The organism is Mycobacterium scrofulaceum (assembly GCF_002086735.1).
Taxonomy (GTDB): Bacteria; Actinomycetota; Actinomycetes; order Mycobacteriales; family Mycobacteriaceae; genus Mycobacterium; species Mycobacterium scrofulaceum.
In genome coordinates this window covers 281,627-303,027 of the sequence record NZ_MVIJ01000001.1, presented here as the reverse complement: position 1 = coordinate 303,027, position 21,401 = coordinate 281,627, and the positions used below count along the sequence as shown (strand labels likewise).

General features: G+C 66.6%; 21 protein-coding genes and 1 pseudogene. 14 read left to right on the top strand and 8 right to left on the bottom strand.

Annotation, left to right across the window (positions count from 1 at the left end; all coding sequences use genetic code 11):
- Complete coding sequence (locus BST44_RS01235) at positions 1-324, top strand: hypothetical protein (protein WP_083174498.1); 324 nt, start codon at positions 1-3, stop codon at positions 322-324.
- A gap of 6 nt (positions 325-330) precedes the next feature.
- On the opposite strand, the gene BST44_RS01230 is transcribed toward BST44_RS01235, so the two are convergent.
- On the bottom strand, positions 331-720 hold the full coding sequence (locus BST44_RS01230; protein WP_439330687.1) for a hypothetical protein: 390 nt from the start codon (positions 718-720) through the stop codon (positions 331-333).
- A 264-nt stretch (positions 721-984) separates the two neighbouring features.
- Here BST44_RS01230 and BST44_RS01225 point away from each other — a divergent pair, with 264 nt between their 5' ends.
- Positions 985-2,202, top strand: coding sequence for a PPE family protein (locus BST44_RS01225; protein ID WP_083174750.1), 1,218 nt, complete (start codon positions 985-987; stop codon positions 2,200-2,202).
- Positions 2,203-2,275: 73 nt separating this feature from the next.
- Positions 2,276-3,655: a PPE family protein gene (locus tag BST44_RS01220; RefSeq protein ID WP_083174494.1), complete on the top strand. Its 1,380-nt coding sequence runs from the start codon at positions 2,276-2,278 to the stop codon at positions 3,653-3,655.
- 53 nt (positions 3,656-3,708) lie between these two features.
- Here BST44_RS01220 and BST44_RS01215 read toward each other — a convergent pair whose 3' ends face one another.
- Positions 3,709-4,716: a tellurite resistance/C4-dicarboxylate transporter family protein gene (locus BST44_RS01215; protein WP_083174492.1), complete on the bottom strand. Its 1,008-nt coding sequence runs from the start codon at positions 4,714-4,716 to the stop codon at positions 3,709-3,711.
- 310 nt (positions 4,717-5,026) lie between these two features.
- Between BST44_RS01215 and BST44_RS01210 the strand changes: the two genes are divergently transcribed.
- From BST44_RS01210 to BST44_RS01195, 4 genes are all read left to right on the top strand, one after another.
- Positions 5,027-6,217, top strand: a complete 1,191-nt coding sequence (locus BST44_RS01210; RefSeq protein WP_083174490.1) for a phosphatidylserine decarboxylase — start codon at positions 5,027-5,029, stop codon at positions 6,215-6,217.
- A gap of 102 nt (positions 6,218-6,319) precedes the next feature.
- The gene (locus BST44_RS01205) at positions 6,320-7,675 is read left to right on the top strand and encodes a nitrate/nitrite transporter (protein ID WP_083174748.1); all 1,356 of its coding nucleotides are present in this window, start codon (positions 6,320-6,322) and stop codon (positions 7,673-7,675) included.
- A 9-nt stretch (positions 7,676-7,684) separates the two neighbouring features.
- Positions 7,685-8,191 carry a DUF421 domain-containing protein gene (locus BST44_RS01200; protein ID WP_083174488.1) on the top strand — a complete coding sequence of 169 codons (507 nt, stop codon included), beginning with the start codon at positions 7,685-7,687 and terminating at the stop codon, positions 8,189-8,191.
- Between the two features lie 354 nt (positions 8,192-8,545).
- On the top strand, positions 8,546-9,172 hold the full coding sequence (locus BST44_RS01195) for a DUF4396 domain-containing protein (protein WP_208619707.1): 627 nt from the start codon (positions 8,546-8,548) through the stop codon (positions 9,170-9,172).
- A gap of 26 nt (positions 9,173-9,198) precedes the next feature.
- On the opposite strand, the gene BST44_RS01190 is transcribed toward BST44_RS01195, so the two are convergent.
- Both BST44_RS01190 and BST44_RS01185 read right to left on the bottom strand, forming a co-directional pair.
- Positions 9,199-10,404 (bottom strand): amidohydrolase family protein, encoded by a 1,206-nt coding sequence (locus tag BST44_RS01190; protein ID WP_083174486.1) that lies wholly within the window; start codon positions 10,402-10,404, stop codon positions 9,199-9,201.
- Between the two features lie 169 nt (positions 10,405-10,573).
- Positions 10,574-11,605, bottom strand: a complete 1,032-nt coding sequence (locus BST44_RS01185; RefSeq protein ID WP_083174484.1) for a hotdog fold thioesterase — start codon at positions 11,603-11,605, stop codon at positions 10,574-10,576.
- Positions 11,606-11,675: 70 nt separating this feature from the next.
- Between BST44_RS01185 and BST44_RS01180 the strand changes: the two genes are divergently transcribed.
- Positions 11,676-12,533: an SDR family NAD(P)-dependent oxidoreductase gene (locus BST44_RS01180; RefSeq protein ID WP_083174482.1), complete on the top strand. Its 858-nt coding sequence runs from the start codon at positions 11,676-11,678 to the stop codon at positions 12,531-12,533.
- Positions 12,534-12,611: 78 nt separating this feature from the next.
- Here the strand turns inward: BST44_RS01180 and BST44_RS01175 are convergent, their stop codons facing one another.
- The 4 genes from BST44_RS01175 to BST44_RS01160 all read right to left on the bottom strand — a co-directional run bounded on the left by BST44_RS01175 (position 12,612) and on the right by BST44_RS01160 (position 16,798).
- On the bottom strand, positions 12,612-13,337 hold the full coding sequence (locus tag BST44_RS01175; protein WP_244184700.1) for a DUF4396 domain-containing protein: 726 nt from the start codon (positions 13,335-13,337) through the stop codon (positions 12,612-12,614).
- A gap of 92 nt (positions 13,338-13,429) precedes the next feature.
- Positions 13,430-14,545, bottom strand: coding sequence for an FAD-dependent oxidoreductase (locus BST44_RS01170; RefSeq protein ID WP_083174478.1), 1,116 nt, complete (start codon positions 14,543-14,545; stop codon positions 13,430-13,432).
- Between the two features lie 184 nt (positions 14,546-14,729).
- A complete protein-coding gene (lpqS, locus tag BST44_RS01165) occupies positions 14,730-15,146 on the bottom strand; it encodes a putative copper homeostasis (lipo)protein LpqS (protein ID WP_083174476.1) in 417 nt (138 codons plus the stop codon).
- A 206-nt stretch (positions 15,147-15,352) separates the two neighbouring features.
- The gene (locus BST44_RS01160) at positions 15,353-16,798 is read right to left on the bottom strand and encodes an aldehyde dehydrogenase (protein WP_244184699.1); all 1,446 of its coding nucleotides are present in this window, start codon (positions 16,796-16,798) and stop codon (positions 15,353-15,355) included.
- A 161-nt stretch (positions 16,799-16,959) separates the two neighbouring features.
- On the opposite strand from BST44_RS01160, the gene BST44_RS01155 reads away from it, so the two are divergent.
- From BST44_RS01155 to BST44_RS01130, 6 genes and pseudogenes are all read left to right on the top strand, one after another.
- Positions 16,960-18,228, top strand: coding sequence for an aromatic ring-hydroxylating oxygenase subunit alpha (locus tag BST44_RS01155; protein ID WP_083174747.1), 1,269 nt, complete (start codon positions 16,960-16,962; stop codon positions 18,226-18,228).
- Positions 18,225-18,560 carry a hypothetical protein gene (locus BST44_RS01150; RefSeq protein WP_208619706.1) on the top strand — a complete coding sequence of 112 codons (336 nt, stop codon included), beginning with the start codon at positions 18,225-18,227 and terminating at the stop codon, positions 18,558-18,560. Before BST44_RS01155 ends, BST44_RS01150 begins: the two co-directional genes overlap by 4 nt.
- Positions 18,557-19,822, top strand: coding sequence for a metal-dependent hydrolase family protein (locus BST44_RS01145; protein ID WP_083174472.1), 1,266 nt, complete (start codon positions 18,557-18,559; stop codon positions 19,820-19,822). Before BST44_RS01150 ends, BST44_RS01145 begins: the two co-directional genes overlap by 4 nt.
- Positions 19,806-20,258, top strand: coding sequence for a MarR family winged helix-turn-helix transcriptional regulator (locus BST44_RS01140; RefSeq protein ID WP_083174470.1), 453 nt, complete (start codon positions 19,806-19,808; stop codon positions 20,256-20,258). Before BST44_RS01145 ends, BST44_RS01140 begins: the two co-directional genes overlap by 17 nt.
- A gap of 115 nt (positions 20,259-20,373) precedes the next feature.
- A pseudogene (locus BST44_RS01135) lies at positions 20,374-20,643 on the top strand (2Fe-2S iron-sulfur cluster-binding protein); the annotation flags it as partial.
- An 11-nt stretch (positions 20,644-20,654) separates the two neighbouring features.
- The gene (locus BST44_RS01130; RefSeq protein WP_083174466.1) at positions 20,655-21,398 is read left to right on the top strand and encodes an SDR family NAD(P)-dependent oxidoreductase; all 744 of its coding nucleotides are present in this window, start codon (positions 20,655-20,657) and stop codon (positions 21,396-21,398) included.
- Positions 21,399-21,401: the final 3 nt, after the last annotated feature.

The following is a 21,401-nucleotide window of genomic DNA, read 5'->3' as shown; positions in this document are numbered from 1 at the left end:
ATGACCCAGGGTGCCGGGGAACACGTGGGGGTACGCCCCGAGCTGATCAATCTGGATGCCGCGGCGCATCAGCGGGCGCTGGAACTGATTGCGGTGAAGGGCGGACATTGCGAGGCCTGTGGCGGGACGGATTTCGCGATCGGCGATGCCCTGATCATGGGCTTCCTCTTTCTCGACGAGGATGCCGACGCCTATCTGGTGGCGCTGACGTGTCGTAACCCCGAATGCCCCAAGCCCAGGACCGCGATCAGGTTGAGCGGCAACGATTTTCTGTCCGAGGACCAACGGGCTCAGGCGATGTCGCTCAGGTCCTCGATCGCCTGACCCGGGTCATGCGCGCGGTCGGCGTCGCCATCCCGTCCCACGGTCAGCCCGGCGATGCCGGCCGCCCGCGCGGGCGTCGGGGCAATCCCCGAGTTCGGGACGAGCCAGCTTGAATCGTTCGATGAGGGGCGAGACCGCGCGCAGTTCGTCACAGAGTGACTGAAACCTGCGCTCGTCGGCCTCGTCGAGCACTCCGATGGAGCTGTAGTGTGCGATGCGCGGCAGGCGCCCGGCGAGCGCCGTTCCCCATCGCACGCTGAGGTCGTAGATGTCCTCGTCACCGAAGACGTCGTGCGCCTTCTTCTCTTCGCCAAGTGCCCGAAGCCGTTCGAGTTGTTCTGTGAGGAACTCGATGTCGTCATCGATGCTGACTTGCACCTGACTTTTCGGTGCCACGCTCATGCGGCTCTCCTTTCGCGCAACCCCGGCATCCCTATCCGTGTACCCCCGTGCAGATCGCTGCAACATCCAACATCCATTTGAAGACGCCTCATGCAACTGTTGTTTGAGGTAACTGTCTACAGGGTATCGACAGCATCTGGTACGGCCGTTCCCAGCGTACGAGCGGTGGACGCCGGGAAGTCGTTGATGGCGCGCAATGCACCGCTTGCGGTGGATTGGCGTGTGCCCGCGGCCAAAGGCAGGAGGTGTTGCATGGCAATAGATTTCGGAATGCTTCCGCCGGAGATCAACTCCACTCGCATGGACACGGGCCCCGGGGCCGGGCCGATGCTGGCGGCGGCCGCGGCGTGGGATGAGCTAGCGGCGCAGCTACACGCCACGGCGGCAAGCCAATCCTCGGTTGTCTCGGGTTTGACGGCGGAGTGGCGCGGTCCGACGTCGCAGACCATGGCGGCCGCTGCCGCCCCCTACACGGCGTGGATGAGCACCGCGGCCGGCCGGGCAGAGCTGACGGCTGGCCAGGCCAGGGCCGCGGCCGCCGCCTACGAGGCCGCGTTTGCGGCGACGGTGCCGCCGGCGTCGGTTGCGGCGAACCGTGCTCGGCTGCTGGCGTTGGTCGCGACGAATTTTTTCGGTCAGAACACCCCGGCGATCATGGCCACCCAGGCGGAGTACGCCGAGATGTGGGCGCAGGATGCGGCGGCGATGTACGGCTACGCCGCCTCCTCGGCGACTGCCGCGCAGGTCACCCCTTTCGCTCCACCGCCCCAGCCCAGCAACCCGGCCGGCGCATCGGGACAGGCCGCATCGGTCAGCCAGGCCACCGCGACGGCGGCCGGCGCTCAGGCGACCCACCTGCCGCAGCTGATGTCGGCGGCGCCGCAGGCGTTGCAGAGCCTCGCCGCACCCATGCAGGCAGCGGCGCCGGCAGCGGCACCGGCGGCTGCTCCGCCATCACTGTTTTCGGCGCTCGACGGCTTCATCACCGGCCCGTTGTCGCCGGCCTCGCTGTTCACCGTCCCCGGTGTTCCGTATCTCCTGGGCACGCAGAGCTATCTGGTGTCGCAGGCCGGGGCCAACCTGACCACGGCGTCGGAGAATTACTCCAAGGCCCTGGCCAAGGCGGATGCCGCGGGCGTCCCGCGCATGGTCAGCGCACCGGTATCGGCTGGAGTCGGCCGCTCGGGTCTGATCGGCGGACTCTCCGTGCCGCAAGGGTGGGCCTCGGCCGCGCCCGAGATCCGGACGATTGCCGCGACATTGCCCCAGAGCAGCCTCAGCGCCGCACCGGCGGCTCTCGCGGCCGACGGGCAGGGGAGCCTGGTCGGCAACATGGCCTTGTCCGGGTTGGCCGGCCGGGCGATCGGCGGTACCGGCGGGGCCGCGGCCCGTTCCGCCGGCATGGGCGGCGCCGCACCGGCCGCCGCGGAGGCCACCACGGCCAACATCTTCGTGATCCACGAGGCGGCCGAATGATGACGACCGGTGCAATGTCATTGTCAGCGACCGCAGCCGTCCACTCACTCCGGGCGAATTGAGGAGGCCAGCAATGGACTACGGGGTGTTACCACCGGAGATCAATTCCGCGCGCATGTACGCGGGTCCCGGATCGGGATCGATGTTGACCGCCGCCACGGCGTGGGATGAGCTTGCCGCGGAACTGCGTTCGGTCGCGGCTTCCTATTCCTCAGTGATCTCGGGGCTGACCACTGCCTGGCAGGGTCCGTCCTCGGCGAGGATGGCCGCCGCTGCCGCGCCGTACGCGGCATGGTTGAACGCGACCGCAGCGCAAGCCGAACAGAGTGGAAGCCAAGCCAGGGCTGCGGCGGCGGCCTACGAGGCCGCCTTCGCGGCCACCGTACCGCCGCCTGTGATCGAAACGAACCGCGCCGAGCTCGAGTCGCTAATCGCCACAAACACTTTCGGCCAGAACACCGCGGCGATCGCGGCGAACGAAGCCCGATACGCCCGCATGTGGGCCCAGGACGCGGCGGCGATGTACGGCTATGCCGGTCAATCGGCAGCGGCCGCCGCGGTGCCGCCGTTCGATCCGCCCGCGCAAAATACCAACCCGGCCGGCACCGCCGGGCAGACCGCTGCCGTGAGCCAAGTTGTCGGCACGTCGGCGGGCACGAATAGCCAGGCCGCCCTCTCCCAGTTGACGTCCGCCACACCGAGCGCGCTGCGCAGTCTTGCCGCCCCCGCCGCGGTGAATCCGCCGTCGTCCTCGTCGTTGGCAAGTTTGCTCAGCAGCCTGAATTCCTCGCCATTGGCGAAGCTCGCCGGGAACGTCGAGCTGATACCTAAGGCAGTCCTGCCCGCCAACGACGTGCTGATCAGCACCATCATGGGATTGGTGATCGGGGCGCGGCATCTGGGGGACCTGACGGTCGCGGTGAAGGCTGCCACGCCAGGTCTGGCGGCCGGACTCGGCTCAGCCGCACCGGCATTGGGATCGGCGGTGTCGGCCACCGTCGGCCAGGCCGGCCTGGTGGGGGGATTGGCCGTTCCGCCGAGTTGGGCCGTCGCGACCCCGGCGATCAGGACGGTCGCCGCGGTGTTGTCGGGCACGTCCGAGAGCGCCGTCGCGGCGGCCACCGTGAGCGAGGGAAGCTTCTTGAGCGGTCTGGCGGTGGCGGGCATGGCCGGGGGTGCGCTCGGTGCCGCCCTCCCGCGCGCCCTGCCCGGCGTCGGCGTCAAGGGGCGCAATCAGCCCGTCAAGGACGGGGCGAGCCTGAAAGACAGTGACTCGCCGGAAAACCTGCAACGGGTAGTGGCCGACATGGCGGAAAACCCGGGCAGCGTCCAGCACTGGCATACCGACCCCGACCACCTTGATGGGTTGCTGGACGAATTGCGCAAGAAACCCGGCACCCATGCGGTACATGTCAAGAACGGCAAGCCCAGGCTGACGCTGCCGAGCGCGTAATCACGTAGCGGCGCGCGAAACCGGCACCGCCGCAGCGCGATAGCGCCAGGGGTTTATGCTCGCCGCCGGCCGGCAACGGCCCGGGGGATGCGCAATAATCCCGCGATCACCACGATGGACCAGGCCAGCAGCGCGTCCCAGAAAAAGATCAGCGAAACGGTTTGCAGCGACCTCACCTGCGTCTCCCCGGCGACCAGGTAGGTAGCCACCGAATACATGCCGAGCGGGAACACCAGCGTCCACCACGCACCGGTGAACCGCAGCAGCCTGGGGCGCTGCTCGACACGGTGCAATCCCAAGTAGATCAGCGGGGGGATCCACGACGTCGCCACGACCCACGCCGTCAACGTGGTCGCATTGACGGCTCCGCCCAACCCATTTCGGGTCTGGAGGTGAATCCCGTGGCCTGCCACGACGGCGATGGCCAATGCCCCCATCAGGATCCATGTGTCAGGCTCGAATCCGTCGCGATCCAGGCGCTCGTCGACTGCGCGCCACACGATCAATGCGGTCACCAAAAGGTAGAGGGCCAGCGCCGCCACCCACACGACCACCGCCACGGCGGACCATTGACGGTGCCCGGTGCTGCCCGCCAATTTGGTCGCGACGATCGCCAGGCCGGACGTGGCCACGCTTGACAGCAGCCACGCGCCGTGGACCTGGTCGCGCAGGCCCGCGAGGCGTCGCCGCGCGACGTTGCGCATGCTGACCAGCATCAAATCCAGCCATGCCGCGGCGGCCATGGCACCGAGGATCGGAAGGACCAGTGGGTGGTCCGACGAAAGCCGGTTACACAACACGGCGCGTGCCGCAACGAACGTGAACAGGGGCATGGTGTTCTCGAGCTTGGTGAAATCCCACGGCAGAGGCCGACGTTGGGTCGCGGCGCTGACGATCGTGAGAGCGATGAGCACCGCCCACGCCAGCACAGCGATCAGACCGAGCGCGTTGCTGATCGACATGTAGTGATGATTCTTGGCGGCGGTCGACAAGATCCCGGTCGCCATCACCGATGCGAACGCGTCAGGGGAGACCTTGAGGTTACTGAGCCGGATCGTCATGGCGCCCCTGGGTGAGTCGCCTGCGTCGGCAGCGCTGAGGTGGTGTCGGGGTAGTACATATCGGCGAACTCCTTCCCGTTCGCGGGGCACGGAGGTTCGCTTCCTTGGGGCGTCCCGACGCTCCGCACATCAGGGGTTTCCCTTGAGCCGCTTTTCATGCGCCGTGGTCATCGGCGTTAGCGCACGCCGGCTTGACCAAACGAACTGCCGGCCAGGAAACCCCGATCCACAGCCTTCGCGCTTACCGCGGTCGTTTGTGGGTAACTTCCCGTGGACATCCACGTTCACGAACACCCGCGAGAGAAGTCGAATGAGCGATCCCGATGCGATTGTCCGTAAGCTGCACGACGTCGTCGAAAAGGAGCAGGGACTGGCCGAGCTGCTCGAGCGCTCGCTGAAGCAGGCCCGCGAGTCGGCGGATGCCGAGCTGCGGCCGGACTTGTTCGCGGCGCTGGACTGGCCGACCGACCTGCATGAGTACGGGGAGTACCTGAAGCGCTTGGTCCGGTGGGTACCCCGCCAGTCCGATGCGCCGGCATGGCGAAAGGTGGACCCCGACGAACGGCAGGCCCAAGAGGTCAACGACAGGATCGCGCACTTCTTCTTCCTCGTCGATCAGCAGCTCGACGGCGCCGCGCCGCAGGGCTCCAAGGCGTTTCGCGACTGGATGACCGAGTTCTCGCGGCAATGGGGCAGCTTCCTGGACACCACCGACTCGTTCAGTTCGGAGGTCTTGCAGTCCTTCATCGATTACGCGCCCGAGTACCGGGTGCATGAGTCGCTGATCGACGGGAAGCCCAATATGCCCAGCGGTTGGTTGACGTTCAACCAGTTCTTCGGTCGCGAATTGAACGGCGGCCTGCGCCCAATCGCCGAACCCGCCAGCAACGTGGTGGTGACCTCTCCCGCCGACTGCGTCTTCCAGCACGCCTACGACATCGACGCCGACTCCAACATTCCTCCGGTAACCGTAAAGGGCGTCAACACATTCGGGAACGTCAAGCAGCTCATCGAGGGCAGCGCGTACAGCGAGAGCTTCGGTGGCGGAACTTTTGTGCACTACATGCTCAAGCCCAATTCGTATCACCGCTACCACATGCCGGTCTCCGGCCTGGTGAAGGAGACCTTCCTGATCAGTGGGCAGGTCTTCATGCAGGTGTCCATCGATGGCCACGAGTTCAAGTCCAGCGATAGCGCCACCACCGGTTACGAGTTTTTTCAGAATCGCGGGGTCATCACGATCGACACGTCGGCTTCGGATTCCGACGACATCGGCGTCGTCGCGGTCATCCCCGTGGGCATGGCGCACGTGTCGTCGGTGGTGCTGACCGCGGTGGAAGGCACGCAGATGGCGAAGGGGGAAGAGTTCGGCTACTTCCAATTCGGTGGCTCGGACATCATCCTCCTTTTCCAGGACGGCGTGGACCCACAGATCGACACCGACAAGGGCTACCGCCTCTTCGGCACGCCGGCGGCCCGCTGCACGAGCCGGCTCGCTTGATCGACCCGATGAACTTGCCCTCACAACGGCTTGCTAGGTAAATCACAGCCAATCGTCCGGCGATTGGGGTTTCCGGCCGGCGCGCCCGGGCACGCGGTGAGCATGGTTCGCTCCCACGACATTCTGGACTGGAACCCCGAAGACACCAAGGCTTGGGAGGACGGCAACAAAGCCGTCGCACGCCGGAACATGACGTGGTCGATCGCGACCGACCACGTGGCCTTCGGCGTTTGGTCGTTGTGGTCGGTGCTGGTCCTTTTCATGCCCGAATCGGTCTATGGGTTCTCGGCAAGCGACAAGTTTCTGCTCGTCGCCGTCAACACCCTGGTGGGTGCGCTGATGCGCATTCCCTACACGGCCGCGATCGGCATCTTCGGCGGCCGCAACTTCACGGTGGCGTCCACCCTGGTGTTGCTGATACCGACCGCCGGCACGATCGCGCTGCTGGCCAACCCGGGTCTGCCGCTATGGCCATACCTGGTGTGTGCGGCGCTGACCGGCCTGGGCGGCGGCAATTTCTCGGCGTCGATGACCAATGTCAACGCGTTCTATCCCCAGCGGCTCAAAGGGTGGGCGCTGGGGCTCAACGCGGGCGGCGGCAACATCGGTGTGCCGGTGGTCCAGTTGGTCGGCCTGCTGGTGATAGCGGTGGCCGGCCACCGGCAGCCGTACTGGGTGTCGGGGCTCTACATGGTGTTGTTGACGGCGACCGGCATCGGCGCATTCATGTTCATGGACAACATCAAGGGGTATCAAGTCAATTTCGCGGCCATGCGGAAGATGATCAAGGAGCGCGACTCCTGGCTCCTCTCCCTGCTCTATGTCGGCACCTTCGGATCCTTCATCGGATTCTCCTTCGCACTCAGCCAGGTGCTGCACATGAAGTTCACCGAGGCGGGGCAAAGCTCCGCGCAGGCTTCGCTACATGCGGCCGAAATTGCCTTCGTGGGACCGCTGTTGGGGTCGCTGGCGCGCGTTTACGGGGGCAAGCTCGCCGACCGCGTCGGTGGTGGCCGGGTGACTCTGGCGGTCTTCGGCGGCATGAGCCTGGCCGCGGGTGTGCTTGTCTTCGCCAGCACGCTGGAGGACAACAATGGCGGCCGCCTCACCACCACATCCATAGTCGGTTACGCCGTCGGCTTCGTCTGTCTGTTCCTTCTCTCCGGAGTCGGCAACGGGTCGATCTACAAGATGATCCCGTCGGTGTTCGAGACGCGCAGCCGGTCGCTCGGCCTCAGCGACGACGACCGCAGGCAGTGGTCGAAAAACGTTGGGGGAGCGATGGTCGGGTTCGCCGATTCGGTCGGCGCGTTCGGTGGCTTCGCCATCGACATCGCGTTGCGGCAGTCCTACTTGACCGCTCGCACCGAGACGCCGGCGTTATGGATCTTCTTGGGGTGCTACATCGGCTTCGCGGTGCTGACCTGGGCGACCTATGTGCGCACCAGTAAAGAGTAAACTCGGGTGATGAACGGCCTGTTACTCGAGTTGTACAACGGGTGGCGCCCGGCGCTGTATGCGGCCGTCAAGGCGCTGGCTCTGTTCCTCACCGCCGCAGCGGCTTTCCGGCTGACGCTGCGGCGAACCATCGCCGAATTCACACCATTCGATTGGATCACGGCCGTCGCGGTCGGGGCCATCGTCGGTCGCACCGCCACGGCGGCGGGCACCTCGTGGCTGACTGGTGCCGCCGCGCTGATCACGCTGATCGCCGCGCACGACATCGTTGCGCGCCTGCGGTTCATTCCGTGGGTGCGCAGAGTAGTCGATCCGCCGGTGCGGGTGCTCATCCGCGACGGCCAACTCGACGAGCGAAATATGCTGCGGTGCAGGCTGACTCGCGAGGACATGGATGCCATCTTGCGCCAGCACGGTCACCGGACGCCCGCCGACGTCCAGCTCGCGCTTTTCGAGACCAAGGGTGTGGTCTCGGTCTTCGGCAATCGCGGCAACCCCCATGGGCCGGCCGCCTAGGCGCGCCGACCATCTTCTGCGCACAGCCGGGCGGGTCGTGATTCGTTACCCCGCCAATGAATTCACGGCGAACGCAGCTCGTCGTCCAACCAGCTTCGCTGCCAACTTCCCTGACTCCGCAACCGGCCCTTGCCCCGACAGATGACGTAGTAAATAATTGCTGTAGGGCACGATCCGAGGGGTTCGTTGGCGTCCGACCCGAAAACCGCTGAACGGCAGGAAGACTTACTAATGCTCGCATGTACGCACGGGTGGCGGCCCGTCGACCCATACGGCCCGTTCTGATGGCCCCGCCAATGTGGTTGACGGTCATCTCATGGGTCGCTTTGGCGTTGGGAATTCGGCACGGCACTGGTGATCCTCCTCGACATCTACGGCCGCGGCTACCGGCAACGGATGGGCATCATGGAGGCCGTCTGGCCGGTCACCGCCCTCTACTTCGGGCCCTTGGCGTTGTGGATGTACTGGCGCTACGGTCGTCCGAACAGCCAGCGATGGCTACACGAGCACGAGCGCGACCGGCCACCGGACAAGCCGAACTGGGCCACCACGGCTATCGGGGTCAGTCACTGCGGCGCGGGATGCACGCTCGGCGACATCGTTGCCGAATTCGCCGTGTTCGCATTGGGATTGGAGCTGCTGGGTCGCGCCCTGTTGCCCGAGTTCATCGGCGACTATGTCGCCGCGCTGACGCTGGGCATCTTGTTTCAGTATTTCGCCATCGCCCCGATGCGGGGTCTGGGCTTGCGCAAGGGCCTTGTGGAGGCGGCCAAGGCCGACGTCTTGTCCCTGACGGCATTCGAAGTCGGGCTCTTCGGCTGGATGGCCGTGATGTCCTTGGTTCTCTTTCCGTCCTCGCCGCTGCGCCCGAACACGGCCGCCTACTGGTTTCTGATGCAGGTGGGAATGATCATCGGATTCGCGACGGCGTGGCCGGCGAACGTCTGGCTGATCCGCCGAGGCGTCAAGGAGGCTATGTAGCCGCCGGACGTGTGCCCCTCGTCCCGCTAGGCCGAGACGGGTTTCTTGGCCGGCGCGGAAACCTTCATCAGCTTCATCAGGTTGCCGCCCATGATCTTGGCGACGTCCTCCTCGTCGAAGTCGGTGAGTTCGTCGACGAACGAAATCGGGTCCTTCAAGCCCTCGGGGTGCGGCCAGTCGGAGCCAAAGAGCACCCGGTCGGTGCCCACCATCTTGACGATCTCGGTGAACCGGTCCTCCCAGAACGGGGTGATGTACACGCAGCGCTTGAACGCCTCGATGGGGTCCTCGCTGAACGACTGGGGCATCTTCTTGTAGACGCCTTTGAGGCCCTTGAACAGGTCGGGCACCCAGTCGGCGCCGTTCTCGATCGACAGGATCCGCAGCTCCGGGTTGCGCGACAGCGCGCCGTGGCACACCAGCGCCCCCATCGCGTCCAGGATCGGCCGGTGGCCCATCGCGAAGCTGCGGAAGGCGGTCGGCTTGAACGGCAGGAACTCGTCGCCGGGCTCCCACACGTTCGCGAACTCGGAGTAACCGCTGTCCGAGGCGTGCATCGAGACCGGGATCTCGGCCTTGATGCAGGCCTGCCAGAACGGGTCGAATTCCTCGAGGCCGAACGACCGGCTGCCCTTGAAGCCGGGCACCGGCGCCGGGCGGACCAGCACGGTGCGGGCGCCGCGCTCCAGGACCCACTCGAGTTCTTCGAGCGCGCGATCGACGATCGGCAGGGTGATCACCGGGGTGGCGAAGATGCGGTCGGAGTAGTTGAACGACCACTGCTCGTACATCCACTCGTTGAGCGCGTGGATGACGTCGTGCGTCATCTCGGGGTCGTCCTTCATGCGCTCCTCGACCAGGCTGGCCAGGGTCGGGAACATCAGGGCGTAGTCGATACCGAGCTCGTCCATGACCTCCAGCCGCGCACCCGGTTCGCGGAAGGCGGGGATGGCCTTCATCGGCTCGCCGAGGATCTCGCGGTAGCTCTTGCCCTGCGCGCCGTTGCGGAAGTAGTCCTCCTGGGCGCCGGGGCGGGCCACCACCTCGAACGTGGGGTTGGGGATGTACTCGCTGATGTGGCCGCGCACCACGATCTTGGTGCGGCCGCGCACCTGCACGTAATCAATGACGCGCTTGCGGTTCTCCGGCAGGAACTTGGTCAGCGCCTCCTGCGGTTCGTACATGTGGTTGTCCGCGTCGAACACGGGGAAGGAAAGTTCGCGAGACGGCATGGCGATCTCCTCGGGAGAAATCTGGGGTTCTCGGTGGGTGGTAATGACGTTACCACTTAGGCGCCGGTCCCGTGTAGCGCCGCAGCGGCCTCGGTCGGACGCTCGAACGGCACGCCGGCGTGGCGTTCGGTGGCGACCGCCACGCCGGCGCGACGCTCGTGGTCGCCGCCTACGCGCCCGGCCAGGTAGGGAGCTTCGGCGTCGGCCCGTCGATGACCGCGAAATTCACGGTCGCCGTCGCCACGAGTTCGTCGTCGGCTTCGCCGTAGATGTCCACCTGCATGACCATCGCCCGTCGCCCGGACCGCAGCATCCGGGGGACCGCGAACGCCGAACCTTGCCGGATCGGGCGCAGGTAGCGGATGAAGAGGTCCGCCGTCGTCATCGTGGTGCCCGGCCGCAGGTGATCCAGTCCGAACTGCCCGCCCGCCACGTCGACGAGGGTTGCGATCAGGCCGCCCTGTAGGGCGCCGGAGGTGTTGACGACGGCCGGGCTCACCGGCATCGTCATGGCGAATTCGCCGCCGCGCATTCCCGGTCGCATGCCGATCTGGGCGAACAGCTCGCCCAGCGACGGCGGGCTCGGTTGTTCGTCACTGTCACGGATGCCCAGGGCGCGGCCGCAGAAGTCGTAGAGTTGGCCGACGTCGACCGGCGCTCCGTTCAATTCCGTTCCCAGCCAATGCAATCGCTGCGCACCCATCACGGTCTGCATGACGATGGCGGCGGCCGCCCCGACGTCCAGCCCCGGGTTGAAGACACCCTCCGTGATGCCCTGACCCACGATGTCGCGAAGCAGCCGGTGCAACGGCGAGAGCACCCGGGCGTAGTCGCGGGGACGCGTCTCGGCCAAATGCTGGTTGTAGAGCGTCAACGCGCGGTTGAGGCTGTCCTGGGTGCTCGACTCGGGTTGCCGGCCGATGCGGTCGATCACCAGCTTCAGTGCCGCGGTGCTGTCCAGTCCGTCGGTCTCCGAGCGCCAGGTCTGCACCGATTGGGCGATAGTCCGGTCGAACAGCGCCAGCAGCAATTCGTCCTTGCTGCTGAAATGCTGATAAAAGGCACGCAGTGACGTCTTGGAGCGGGTGACTACCTCTTGGACGGTGAAGTCGGTGCGCCCCGTTTCCCCCAGGATCCCGACGGCCGTCTTGATGAAGCGGTCGCCGCGCGTCACTTCGACGTCGTCGCCAAGGTCGGTCATCAGCGCTTCGTCCCCTTCCGCCGCGCGGCGCGCGCTATGAGAATGAGGTTACCGCGCTTAGGCTGCTGCAATGGCAGCGAGCGTGTCCGGAAAGGTCGCATTCGTCACCGGCGGCGCGTCCGGCATCGGCGCGGCTCTGGTCGCCGAGCTGGTCAACCGGGGCGCCGAGGTCTGGATCGCCGATCGGCAGATCGGCCCCGCGCGGGAGTTCGCACAACGCCTCAACACCCGAGGCGGCAAGGCGCATGCGATCGAGCTCGACGTGCGCGACTACCCGTCGTTCGAGCGCGCCATCGCCGAGGCGGTGCAGCACTCCGGGCGGATCGACTACCTGTTCAACAATGCCGGCATCGGAGTCGCCGGCGAGGTTGACAGATACACGCTCGACGACTGGAACGACGTCTTCGACGTGAACCTGCGCGGCGTGGTGCACGGTATCCAGGCGGCGTATCCGATCATGATCCGGCAACACTGCGGGCATATCGTGAACACCGCCTCCATGGCAGGCCTCATGACAACCGCCGGCCAGGCAAGCTATACCGCGGCCAAACACGCCGTGGTTGCGCTCTCGAGGACGTTGCGTCTGGAGGGCGAGCGCCACGGGGTGCGGGTCTCGGTGCTCTGCCCCGGCGTCATCCGGACCCCGATCCTCACCGGCGGCAAGTACGGACGGACCGACCTGGCAGGCATCAGCGACGAGGACATCCTCAAGATGTGGGAGCGGCTACACCCGATGGCGCCCGAGAAATTTGCCGAGCGCGCGCTTCGTGCCGTGTTGCGTGGCGACGCGATCATCGTGGTGCCCGCGTGGTGGAAGGCATTTTGGTACCTCGAGCGGCTATCGCCGGCGTTGTCGATGCGGGCGGCCAAAGCAATGCTCAGGCACGCTCGTGGAATGGAGCAGGCCTCGGCGCCATCGGCGGGTTGACGATGATGCCGGGCGCCGGTGCCTGTCCTCGGAGTGTGGAATAACGGCGGCCTCAACGGCTTTCGAGGTCGCCGGTGGCTAGTGAGCCGTCTCCACCCGTGGCGTGCGGGTGATTGCAGGCGTGGACTCCGCCGTGGTCGCCTCCTTGGAAAGCAGCCACCACACCATCGGGTAGGCGGTGGCGAACCCGAGCCACATGCCGCCCCACATGACGAGCCAGAACGCCATGGACGCCGGGGAGTAACCCAACACGAACGCGACGAGCAGCATGGAGGCTCCCATGCCCACGTCGAACGCGACGATCGCGAGAACCGAGATCCGCGACGCCGCCCACAGTCGCCGGCCCACGGACTGGTCCCGGCCGGTCAGCGCCAGCGAGCGATACTCGAAGGCGATCAGCAGCGGGAGCGCAAAACCCGCAATCAGCAACATCATCGGCCAGACGCCCTGACCGGCGATCGTCATCCCGGTCCACATCACCAACGGCATGGCGATCATGTGGCCGACGAAGGAGACCGCGCCACCCGGAATCGTCTGCACGGCCGCCGTCGCCGCCAGGCCCAGTCCCCCCGCGCGTCCGAATTGTTGCTGCCAGCGCGGGGTCGCCGGCCTGCCCCAGCGGTGGTAGGCCCACCACGCCAGCGGACCGGCGTAGATGGCGGTGATCGGCCAGACCGCCTCCATCGCGCGCAGTGGCTGCCGATAACCACGCGCGTAGATATCCGCGAGGATGGCTGCGGCCAACAGCACTCCGAGTCCGGTCGCAATCCACGCCAAGAGCGTCACCCACCCGGGTGCGGGCATAGTCATCATTGTTTTGGTCCTTTCGGTTTCAACGGGAGGCTGAATCCCGTTGTCATGCTGGAATTTCGGACTTTCGCCGTCCGCGTGTCAGTTCAGGCGACGCCCTGCCGCGCGTGCACGGCGTCGGCCAGTTGGGCAACCTCGTCAGCGCAGCCCCACGACAGGGTGACGCCCGCACCGCCGTGCCCGTAGTTGTGCACGATCCGGCTGCCCGGTTCGAGCTGCAGCCGCACGCCGCCTTCACGGAATGGCCGCAACCCGACCCGAACCGGGTCCACCGCGTCCAGGCGGGCCTCGTGCAGGCTCGGCAGGAACCGCGTGCAGCGGTCCAGCATCTCCCGCAGCGGCGCATAGCCGTCGAGGCTGAGGTCGGTGCCGTACTCCCCGGGCTCCACCAGGCCGCCCAGCAACAGCCGGTTGGCCCCGCGGGGCACGATGAAGACCATGTCCTGGTTGGCGGTGCTCGCATCGTTGGCCACCGCGTGGGCTGCGGTCACGCGCGCCATGTGACTGCCGTCGTTGACCGCCCTCAGGAGCGCGCCCCGGTGCGGCACCACGGTCGGGTCGTTGGCCAGCTCACGCGCTCCCAGACCCGAGCAGTTGACGATCAGCTCGACCCCGAACTCGGCCAGCAGCTCGTCCTCTTGCTCGGCGAGCGCCCCGCGCACGGTGCGCCGGACGACGGTGATGCCGGCCGTCTCGGCCTGGCGGGCCAGCCATGCCAGGTACCAGTCGGTGTCGATGGTGGGCGCCAGGTAGGAATAGGCGTCCACCACCCCGGCGTCGGGACTGATGCCGTGGGCGGCGATCAGTTCGGGGTCGTGGACGAACCCGGGTACGAACCGCCCGACCTCGGTCATCTTCGCCAGCTCGGCCGGGTCCTCGTCGACCGGACGGGTGAAGTAGAACACCGCCGGGCGCAGGCTCACCCCGGTTCGCGGGTCGGCGGCGAGCCGGGCGAAGCGAATGTAGGAGTGCCGGGCCCACTCCGCGGAACGGCCCAGCACGGATTGGTCATGGTGGCGGCCGCACACTGATGGTGGCCATTCCCATAGCGCGCCGGCCACGGTCGACACCGTGTCGACGCCGAACCGGTCGGCGGCCACGACGACACGCCAGCCCCGGCGGGCCAGCACCAGCGCGGTGGTCCACCCGCTGACACCCGCCCCGATCACCAGCGCGCCCGGCCGGTCCATGTGCGCCGTCATGACCGCGCCTCCCGTCGGCTCGCGAAAGTGGCACTGCCGGAACTAATTCGATATGCAGCTAGGACAAGACTCATGTATCTCTCGTTTCTCGATGTGAACGCCGTAGCGATTTCGCCTGCGGCGATGAATGTGGGCAGCGGCAACAGGCCGACGGGAAAACCCGCGACGGCTTGACGCTGACCGATCAGATCCGAGCGATACAGAAGCGGGTCAGGAGATTTCGACCCGAGCGAAACGAGAACCCGGCGGTTCGCGGCGGGGCTCGCGGTGCCCGAATCACCGGGCCGGCCAGTGCACCGGCCAACGCGATCACCGCGACGACGATGTCGAGCGCCACCAGATCGCTTGTGGAGCATGCCTGCGCCACATGCTTGCAGACCTGGTCCAGCGGCGAGCACGAGTCGCCGCCGGCCGGTGCAAGGTGAGCCGGCGTGGCAAAATCCCGGCCGGCGGCGGCCGCCGCGTGGGACGGCAACCCGGGTGTCGATGTGGCCACGTGGGGCAGATGGCACCCCGCGGCGACCCCGACTGCCCAGAAAAGGGCCAGGACTGCGGTGGTGTAGCGCAGCCACTGGATCGTCTGGGCGGTCTGCAGGCGCATAGCAGTGGCGATGCTATCACCCCCGGGGGGTATATGCCACGCAGGCGCGCTGAGTTGTACGAACGACGATTTCATTCGTGAATCAATATGTTGCCAGGTATGTTTCAGGAATAGCGCGAACGTCCCGTGGTGTCGCGGTGTAAGGCTGATACCCTTACTGGGTATTCTGATGCGGTTGTCGAGTACCGCCGGGAGCGGGTGACGGGTTAGGACGAAACCGCGATCGATTTGGTTTCGAGGTAGCTGTCGATGCCTTCGGGGCCCAGCTCGCGGCCGTAGCCGCTGCCCTTGACGCCGCCGAACGGCGCGAACGGGTCCATCGTGTAGCCCTGGTTGATGCCGAGGGTGCCGCTGCGAACCCGCGCCGCGATCGACAGGGCCCGATCGGTGTCAGCGGTCCACACCGATCCGGCCAGGCCGTAGTCGGAGTCGTTGGCCATCGCCACGGCCTCGTCGTCGTCGCGGTACGGGATGACGGTGAGCACGGGGCCGAAGATCTCTTCGCGCGCGATGCGCATGCCGTTGTCCGCGGACGCGAACAGGGTGGGCCGCACGTACCAGCCGCGCTCGAGTCCGTCGGGCATCTCGGTCCCCCCAGTGACAAGCCGGGCGCCTTCGTCCCGGCCTATTCGGATGTAATCGCGAACGCGATGCTGTTGTCGGCGGGACACCAGCGGACCCAGCTGGGTGCCGGGATCGCTGGGATCGCCGACTCGCAGGGACGTCATCTCGGCGGCGAGAGCGTCGACGTACTCCTCGTGGCGGTGCTGGGGGACCAGCACGCGGGTCAACGCGTTGCAGATCTGGCCGCTGTTCGACAGGCTCGCCGATCGCACGCCGGCCGCAACCGATTCGGGCCCCGCGTCGTCGAGGACGATGGCGGCCGATTTGCCGCCGAGTTCGAGGCTGACCTTCGTCAGGTTGGCCGCGCACGCGGTCGCCACCGTGCGCCCGGCCGCCGTCGACCCCGTGAACGAGACTTTGTCCACTCCGGGATGGGATACCAGGAGCTCGCCGACGGCGCTGTCGCCGGGCAGCACGTTGACCACGCCCGGCGGAAGGTCGATCTGGTCGATCATCTCCGCTAAAAGCAAAGCGTCCAAGGGTGATTCGGGCGCGGGCTTGAGTATCACGGTGCAGCCGGCGAGCAGCGCGGGCACCAGTTTGGTGGCGATGAGGAACTGGGGCATGTTCCACGGCACGATCGCCGCGACGACCCCGACGGGTTCCTTGCGGACGTGCACGTCGGCGCCGAAGAACCCGCCGCGGGTCTCCTTCCAGGTGTGCCGTTCGGCGAGGTCGCAAAATGCGCGCATCATCATCGCGGGCAAGGCGACCTGGGCGCGCTGGGCGAAGGTGATCGGAGCGCCGATCTCGGCCGTGATGACGCCGGCCATCTCCGCGCGCCTCCGGTCGTAGACGTCGGCGAGTCGCCGGACGGCCGAGATCCGTTCGGCGGGTTCGGTCCGGCCCCACGGCCCCGGGTCGAGGGCCGCGCGGGCGGCGCCGACCGCCGCTTCGACGTCCGCCGGCCCCGCGGCGGCCACCTCGGCGATGGGCTCCTCGGTGTGCGGGGAGATGACGTCGAACGCGTCTGCGTGCGCCAGCACGCACCTCCCGGGAGCGATCCGCACCCCAAGGTCTCGATCCATCGAGGACTCCCATCGTCAATATCAACTACTTGCGATTATGCGGTCGAGCATATACCGTCGGCCCCGACGGAGCCCCACGAAATCGGTGAAACCGGTGGCCGCCCGGCAATTCCGCGCAGCCGGCCGGCCGTTGGCCCCGGTGAGACCGGACAGGAGTGATCATGGCTCGATTCCCCAAGCCGCCGGAGGGTAGCTGGACCCAGCATTACCCGGAGCTGGGAACCGGCCCGGTCTCGTACGAGGATTCCATCAGCCCGGAAATTCACGAGCTGGAACGTGAGGCCATCTTCAAGCGCGCCTGGCTCAATGTCGGCCGTGTGGACCGACTTCCGCGTGCCGGCAGCTATTTCACCAAGGAGCTCAAGGCTGTCAACACCTCGATCATTCTGGCGCGCACGAAATCCGGGGAGATCAAGGCGTATCACAACGTCTGCCGTCACCGCGGGAACAAGCTGGTGTGGAACGACATGCCGCTCGAGGAGACCAGCGGGGTGTGCCGGCAATTCACCTGCAAGTACCACGCCTGGCGGTACGACTTGGACGGCAACCTGACGTTCGTGCAGCAGGAGCAGGAGTTCTTCGACCTCGACAAGGGCCGCTACGGGTTGGTGCCGGTGCACTGCGATGTGTGGGAGGGGTTCATCTTCGTCAACTTCGCCGAGCAGCCCGAACAGTCGTTGCGAGAATTCCTGGGGCCGATGATCACCGCGCTCGAGGGATATCCGTTCGACGAGATGACCTCGCGGTGGTGCTATCGCTCGGAGGTCAGGGCGAACTGGAAGCTCTACATGGACGCGTTCCAGGAGTTCTACCACGCGCCGGTGCTGCACGCGAACCAGTCGCCGGCGGCGTACTCCAAGGCGGCCGCGGAGGCGGGTTTCGAGGCCCCGCATTACCGGTTGGAAGGCCCGCACCGGTTGGTCAGCACGTCGGGTGTGCGGGCGTGGGAGATGTCGGACGAGATGCGCAAGCCGATCGAGGACATCTGCCAGAGCGGGTTGTTCGGTCCCTGGGACAAGCCGGAATTGGGGGAGTTGCCGCCCGGGCTCAACCCGGCGAAATGCGATCCATGGGGCCTGGATTCGTTTCAGCTGTTCCCGAACTTCGTGATGCTGTTCTGGGGTCAGGGCTGGTATCTGACCTACCATTACTGGCCGACCTCCTACAACTCCCACATCTTCGAGGGAACGCTGTACTTCCCGCGGCCGCGCACTCCGCGCGAGCGCGTCGCCCAGGAACTCGCGGCCGTCTCGTTCAAGGAATACGGCCTGCAGGACGCCAATACGCTCGAGGCAACGCAGAGCATGATCGAGTCGCGGGTGATCGATCGGTTCGTCCTCAACGACCAGGAGATCCTGCTGCGACACCTGCACAAGGAGACGGCGGCTTGGATCGACCGGTATCGCCGCAACTCCACGGCGGGGGTGTGACCACGATGTCCATGCTGCCAAGGGAATTCGCCGACTTGGAGCAGTTCGCCGACTGGTGTCTGCCGACTGAACCGGAGCGTTACGCCAAGAGGCTGGCGAGCACCATGGCGGAGATGAAGGCCTTCTACGACGCGATCACGCCCCGGGCCGAAGAGGCCCTTGCGTACTGCGACAAGTTCTCCCTCGACGACTTGCCGGACGACGTGCTGAATCTCATGCACCTGCTGTATTCGATGATCATGGTGTCGTTTCCGGTGGAGTGCTGGAAGCAGCCCCGGGTGCCCGACTCGGGGGCGTCCACCCTGGATTGCGTGTCCGAGCCCGTTCCATGACAACCACCGTTCTGCGGGCGGCGCGCTGGGGCGACGTGGTCGACGGCCGGGTCCGCTCCCCGGCCGTGGTGGTGGTCGAGGGTGAGCGCATCACCGCGATCAATTCAAAAGGGGGCATTCCGGATTCGGCCATGGTCGTCGATCTGGGCGACGTGACGCTGTTGCCGGGACTGATGGATATGGAACTCAACCTGCTGATCGGCGGGCCCGGCGGACCCGAGGGTCTCCCGTCGCCGATGCACGGCGTCCAGGACGACCCGGCCTACCGCACGCTGCGCGGGGCGGTCAATGCGCGCACCACCCTGGACGCGGGCTTCACCACCGTGCGCAACCTGGGCCTGATGGTCAAGACGGGCGGGTACCTGCTCGACGTCGCGCTGCAGCGCGCCATCGACCAGGGCTGGCACGCCGGACCCCGCATCCACCCCGCCGGTCATGCCGTCACCCCCTACGGCGGGCACCTGGATCCCACGGTGTTCCAGCGGCTGGCGCCCGGCATCATGCCGCTGACGGTCGCGGAGGGCATCGCCAACGGCGTGCCGGACGTGATCGCCTGTGTCCGTTACCAGATCCGCCACGGCGCCAAGCTGATCAAGGTGTCGGCCTCAGGCGGGGTCATGTCTCACAGCACCGCCCCGGGCGCCCAGCAATACTCCGACGCCGAGTTCGCCGCGATCGCCGACGAAGCCCACCGCGCCGGGGTGCGGGTGGCCGCGCACGCCGTCGGTGACAGCGCGATCCAAGCGTGCATCCGCGCCGGGATCGACTGCATCGAACACGGCTTCCTGGCGAGCGACGACACGATCCAGATGATGGTCGACCACGGCACCTTCCTGGTCTCCACCACGTACCTGACCGAGGCGATGGCGGTGGACCGGATCGCGCCGGAGCTGCGCAAGAAGGCCGAAGAGGTGTTTCCCCGGGCGAAAGCCATGCTGCCGAAGGCAATTGCCGCTGGGGTACGGATCGCCTGCGGCACCGATGCGCCGGCGATCCCGCATGGGGACAACGCCAAGGAGCTCGGCGCGCTGGTGCGGCGTGGGATGACACCGATGCAAGCGATCCGGGCCGCGACGGTGGTGGCCGCCGAGCTCATCGACGCCGGCGCCGAGCTGGGTCGGCTGGCGCCCGGCTACCTCGCCGACATCATCGCCGTGCCGGGTGATCCCTCGCGCGACATCGACGCCACCCTCACGGTGCCGTTCGTCATGAAGAACGGCGAAATCTTCAAGCAGGAAGGCCGCGATGGAACTCACCGATAACCTTCTGTGGCTGCTCAAGCAGGCGTTCTATTACTCGCTGACCACCATCAACGACGCGATGCGCGTGCACGGCGTGAGCACCGCCCAGATCGGCGTGTTACGCCAACTTGCGAACGAGCCAGGCCTTTCCGGTGCCGAACTCGCCCGACGACTGCTGATCAGCCCGCAGGGGGTTCAACTCGCGCTCACCGCCCTGGAACGTCGCGGCCTGGTGGAAAGGAAGCGAGACCCCCAGCATGGGCGGATTCTGCGAGCCTACCTCACGGGGGAGGGGCGCAACGTGGCCGCAACGGTCGTCAACGATGCGATCGCCGCGCACGAGGAGGTGTTCGGCGTCCTCACCGTGCAGGAGCAGCGGACGCTGCGTGAACTGCTGGGCCGCGTGGTGGAAAAGGGCACGGGCCACGAGCTTTTCAACGATCACGTGGAGACCTGACCGGCGGATCTCTAGTACTTGATATTAATGACAAGTAGTTGATATTCTTCGGGAGATGTCAGAACCCACCGCGACCACCGGGGCGGAGTCGCCTGAGCAGGTTGGGGACGTGACGGAGGAAGTGACCATCGAACTGGACCGGCGCACCATCACGGTGTCCTATAACGCCGGCGACACGTTGTTGCAGACCGCCCGCATGGCGGGTCTGGCCGCACCGTCTTCCTGTGAAACCGGCTCCTGCGCAACCTGTATGGCGAGGCTGACACAGGGAAGCGCCCGGATGCTCAACAACGACGCGCTCGACGAGGACGAGGTCGGCGACGGCTGGGTGCTGACCTGCCAGGCGCTGCCGACGAGCCGCGCGGTGCGTGTGGTCTACGAGTGAATGGAGCTTCGATGAGCCGGGTCGCCGTGGTAACGGGTGGGGCCTCGGGCATGGGCGAAGCCACCTGCCATGAGCTGGGGCGGCGCGGGCACAAGGTCGCGGTTCTCGACGTCGACGAGCCGGCGGCGCAACGTGTCACCGAGGACCTGCGGGCCGAGGGCGTCACGGCGATCGGCGTGAGTGCCGATGTGACCGACCGGCCGGCCCTCGAGCAGAGTTTCGCCAAGGTCCGCAGCGAACTGGGCGCCGTGACGGTGTTGGTGACCAGTGCCGGGCTCTTCGATTTCGCGGCTTTCGCCGACATCACCGCCGAATCCTGGGCCCGTATCGTCGAGGTCAACCTGACCGGCACCTTCCATTGTTGCCAACTCGCGCTCCCGGACATGGTCGACGCGAAATGGGGCAGGATCGTGATGATCTCGTCATCGAGCGCTCAGCGCGGTTCGCCCTTCGCCGCCCACTATGCCGCATCCAAAGGCGGGGTGATCACCTTGACCAAGTCGCTCGCGCGCGAGTACGCGACGCACGGGATCACGGTCAACAACATTCCGCCGTCGGGGATCGAGACGCCGATGCAGCATCGGGGTCAGGCCGCCGGATATCTGCCGTCCAACGAGCAGATCGCCGCCAACATTCCGCTGGGCTACCTGGGCACCGGTGCGGACGTCGCCGCGGCGGTGGGATTCCTGTGCTCGGAGGAGGCCAGGTTCATCACCGGTCAGGTCTTGGGCGTCAACGGCGGTGCGGTGCTGTGACGC

What these genes read in the sequence shown, in the direction of transcription:
- BST44_RS01235 (WP_083174498.1), top strand. Translation starts at nt 1, where the DNA reads ATGACCCAGGGTGCCGGGGAACACGTGGGGGTACGCCCCGAGCTGATC.
- BST44_RS01220 (WP_083174494.1), top strand. Translation starts at nt 2,276, where the DNA reads ATGGACTACGGGGTGTTACCACCGGAGATCAATTCCGCGCGCATGTAC.
- BST44_RS01215 (WP_083174492.1), bottom strand. Translation starts at nt 4,716, where the DNA reads ATGACGATCCGGCTCAGTAACCTCAAGGTCTCCCCTGACGCGTTCGCA.
- BST44_RS01210 (WP_083174490.1), top strand. Translation starts at nt 5,027, where the DNA reads ATGAGCGATCCCGATGCGATTGTCCGTAAGCTGCACGACGTCGTCGAA.
- BST44_RS01205 (WP_083174748.1), top strand. Translation starts at nt 6,320, where the DNA reads ATGGTTCGCTCCCACGACATTCTGGACTGGAACCCCGAAGACACCAAG.
- BST44_RS01200 (WP_083174488.1), top strand. Translation starts at nt 7,685, where the DNA reads ATGAACGGCCTGTTACTCGAGTTGTACAACGGGTGGCGCCCGGCGCTG.
- BST44_RS01190 (WP_083174486.1), bottom strand. Translation starts at nt 10,404, where the DNA reads ATGCCGTCTCGCGAACTTTCCTTCCCCGTGTTCGACGCGGACAACCAC.
- BST44_RS01185 (WP_083174484.1), bottom strand. Translation starts at nt 11,605, where the DNA reads ATGACCGACCTTGGCGACGACGTCGAAGTGACGCGCGGCGACCGCTTC.
- BST44_RS01180 (WP_083174482.1), top strand. Translation starts at nt 11,676, where the DNA reads ATGGCAGCGAGCGTGTCCGGAAAGGTCGCATTCGTCACCGGCGGCGCG.
- BST44_RS01175 (WP_244184700.1), bottom strand. Translation starts at nt 13,337, where the DNA reads ATGCCCGCACCCGGGTGGGTGACGCTCTTGGCGTGGATTGCGACCGGA.
- BST44_RS01170 (WP_083174478.1), bottom strand. Translation starts at nt 14,545, where the DNA reads ATGACGGCGCACATGGACCGGCCGGGCGCGCTGGTGATCGGGGCGGGT.
- lpqS (WP_083174476.1), bottom strand. Translation starts at nt 15,146, where the DNA reads ATGCGCCTGCAGACCGCCCAGACGATCCAGTGGCTGCGCTACACCACC.
- BST44_RS01160 (WP_244184699.1), bottom strand. Translation starts at nt 16,798, where the DNA reads ATGGATCGAGACCTTGGGGTGCGGATCGCTCCCGGGAGGTGCGTGCTG.
- BST44_RS01155 (WP_083174747.1), top strand. Translation starts at nt 16,960, where the DNA reads ATGGCTCGATTCCCCAAGCCGCCGGAGGGTAGCTGGACCCAGCATTAC.
- BST44_RS01145 (WP_083174472.1), top strand. Translation starts at nt 18,557, where the DNA reads ATGACAACCACCGTTCTGCGGGCGGCGCGCTGGGGCGACGTGGTCGAC.
- BST44_RS01140 (WP_083174470.1), top strand. Translation starts at nt 19,806, where the DNA reads ATGGAACTCACCGATAACCTTCTGTGGCTGCTCAAGCAGGCGTTCTAT.
- BST44_RS01130 (WP_083174466.1), top strand. Translation starts at nt 20,655, where the DNA reads ATGAGCCGGGTCGCCGTGGTAACGGGTGGGGCCTCGGGCATGGGCGAA.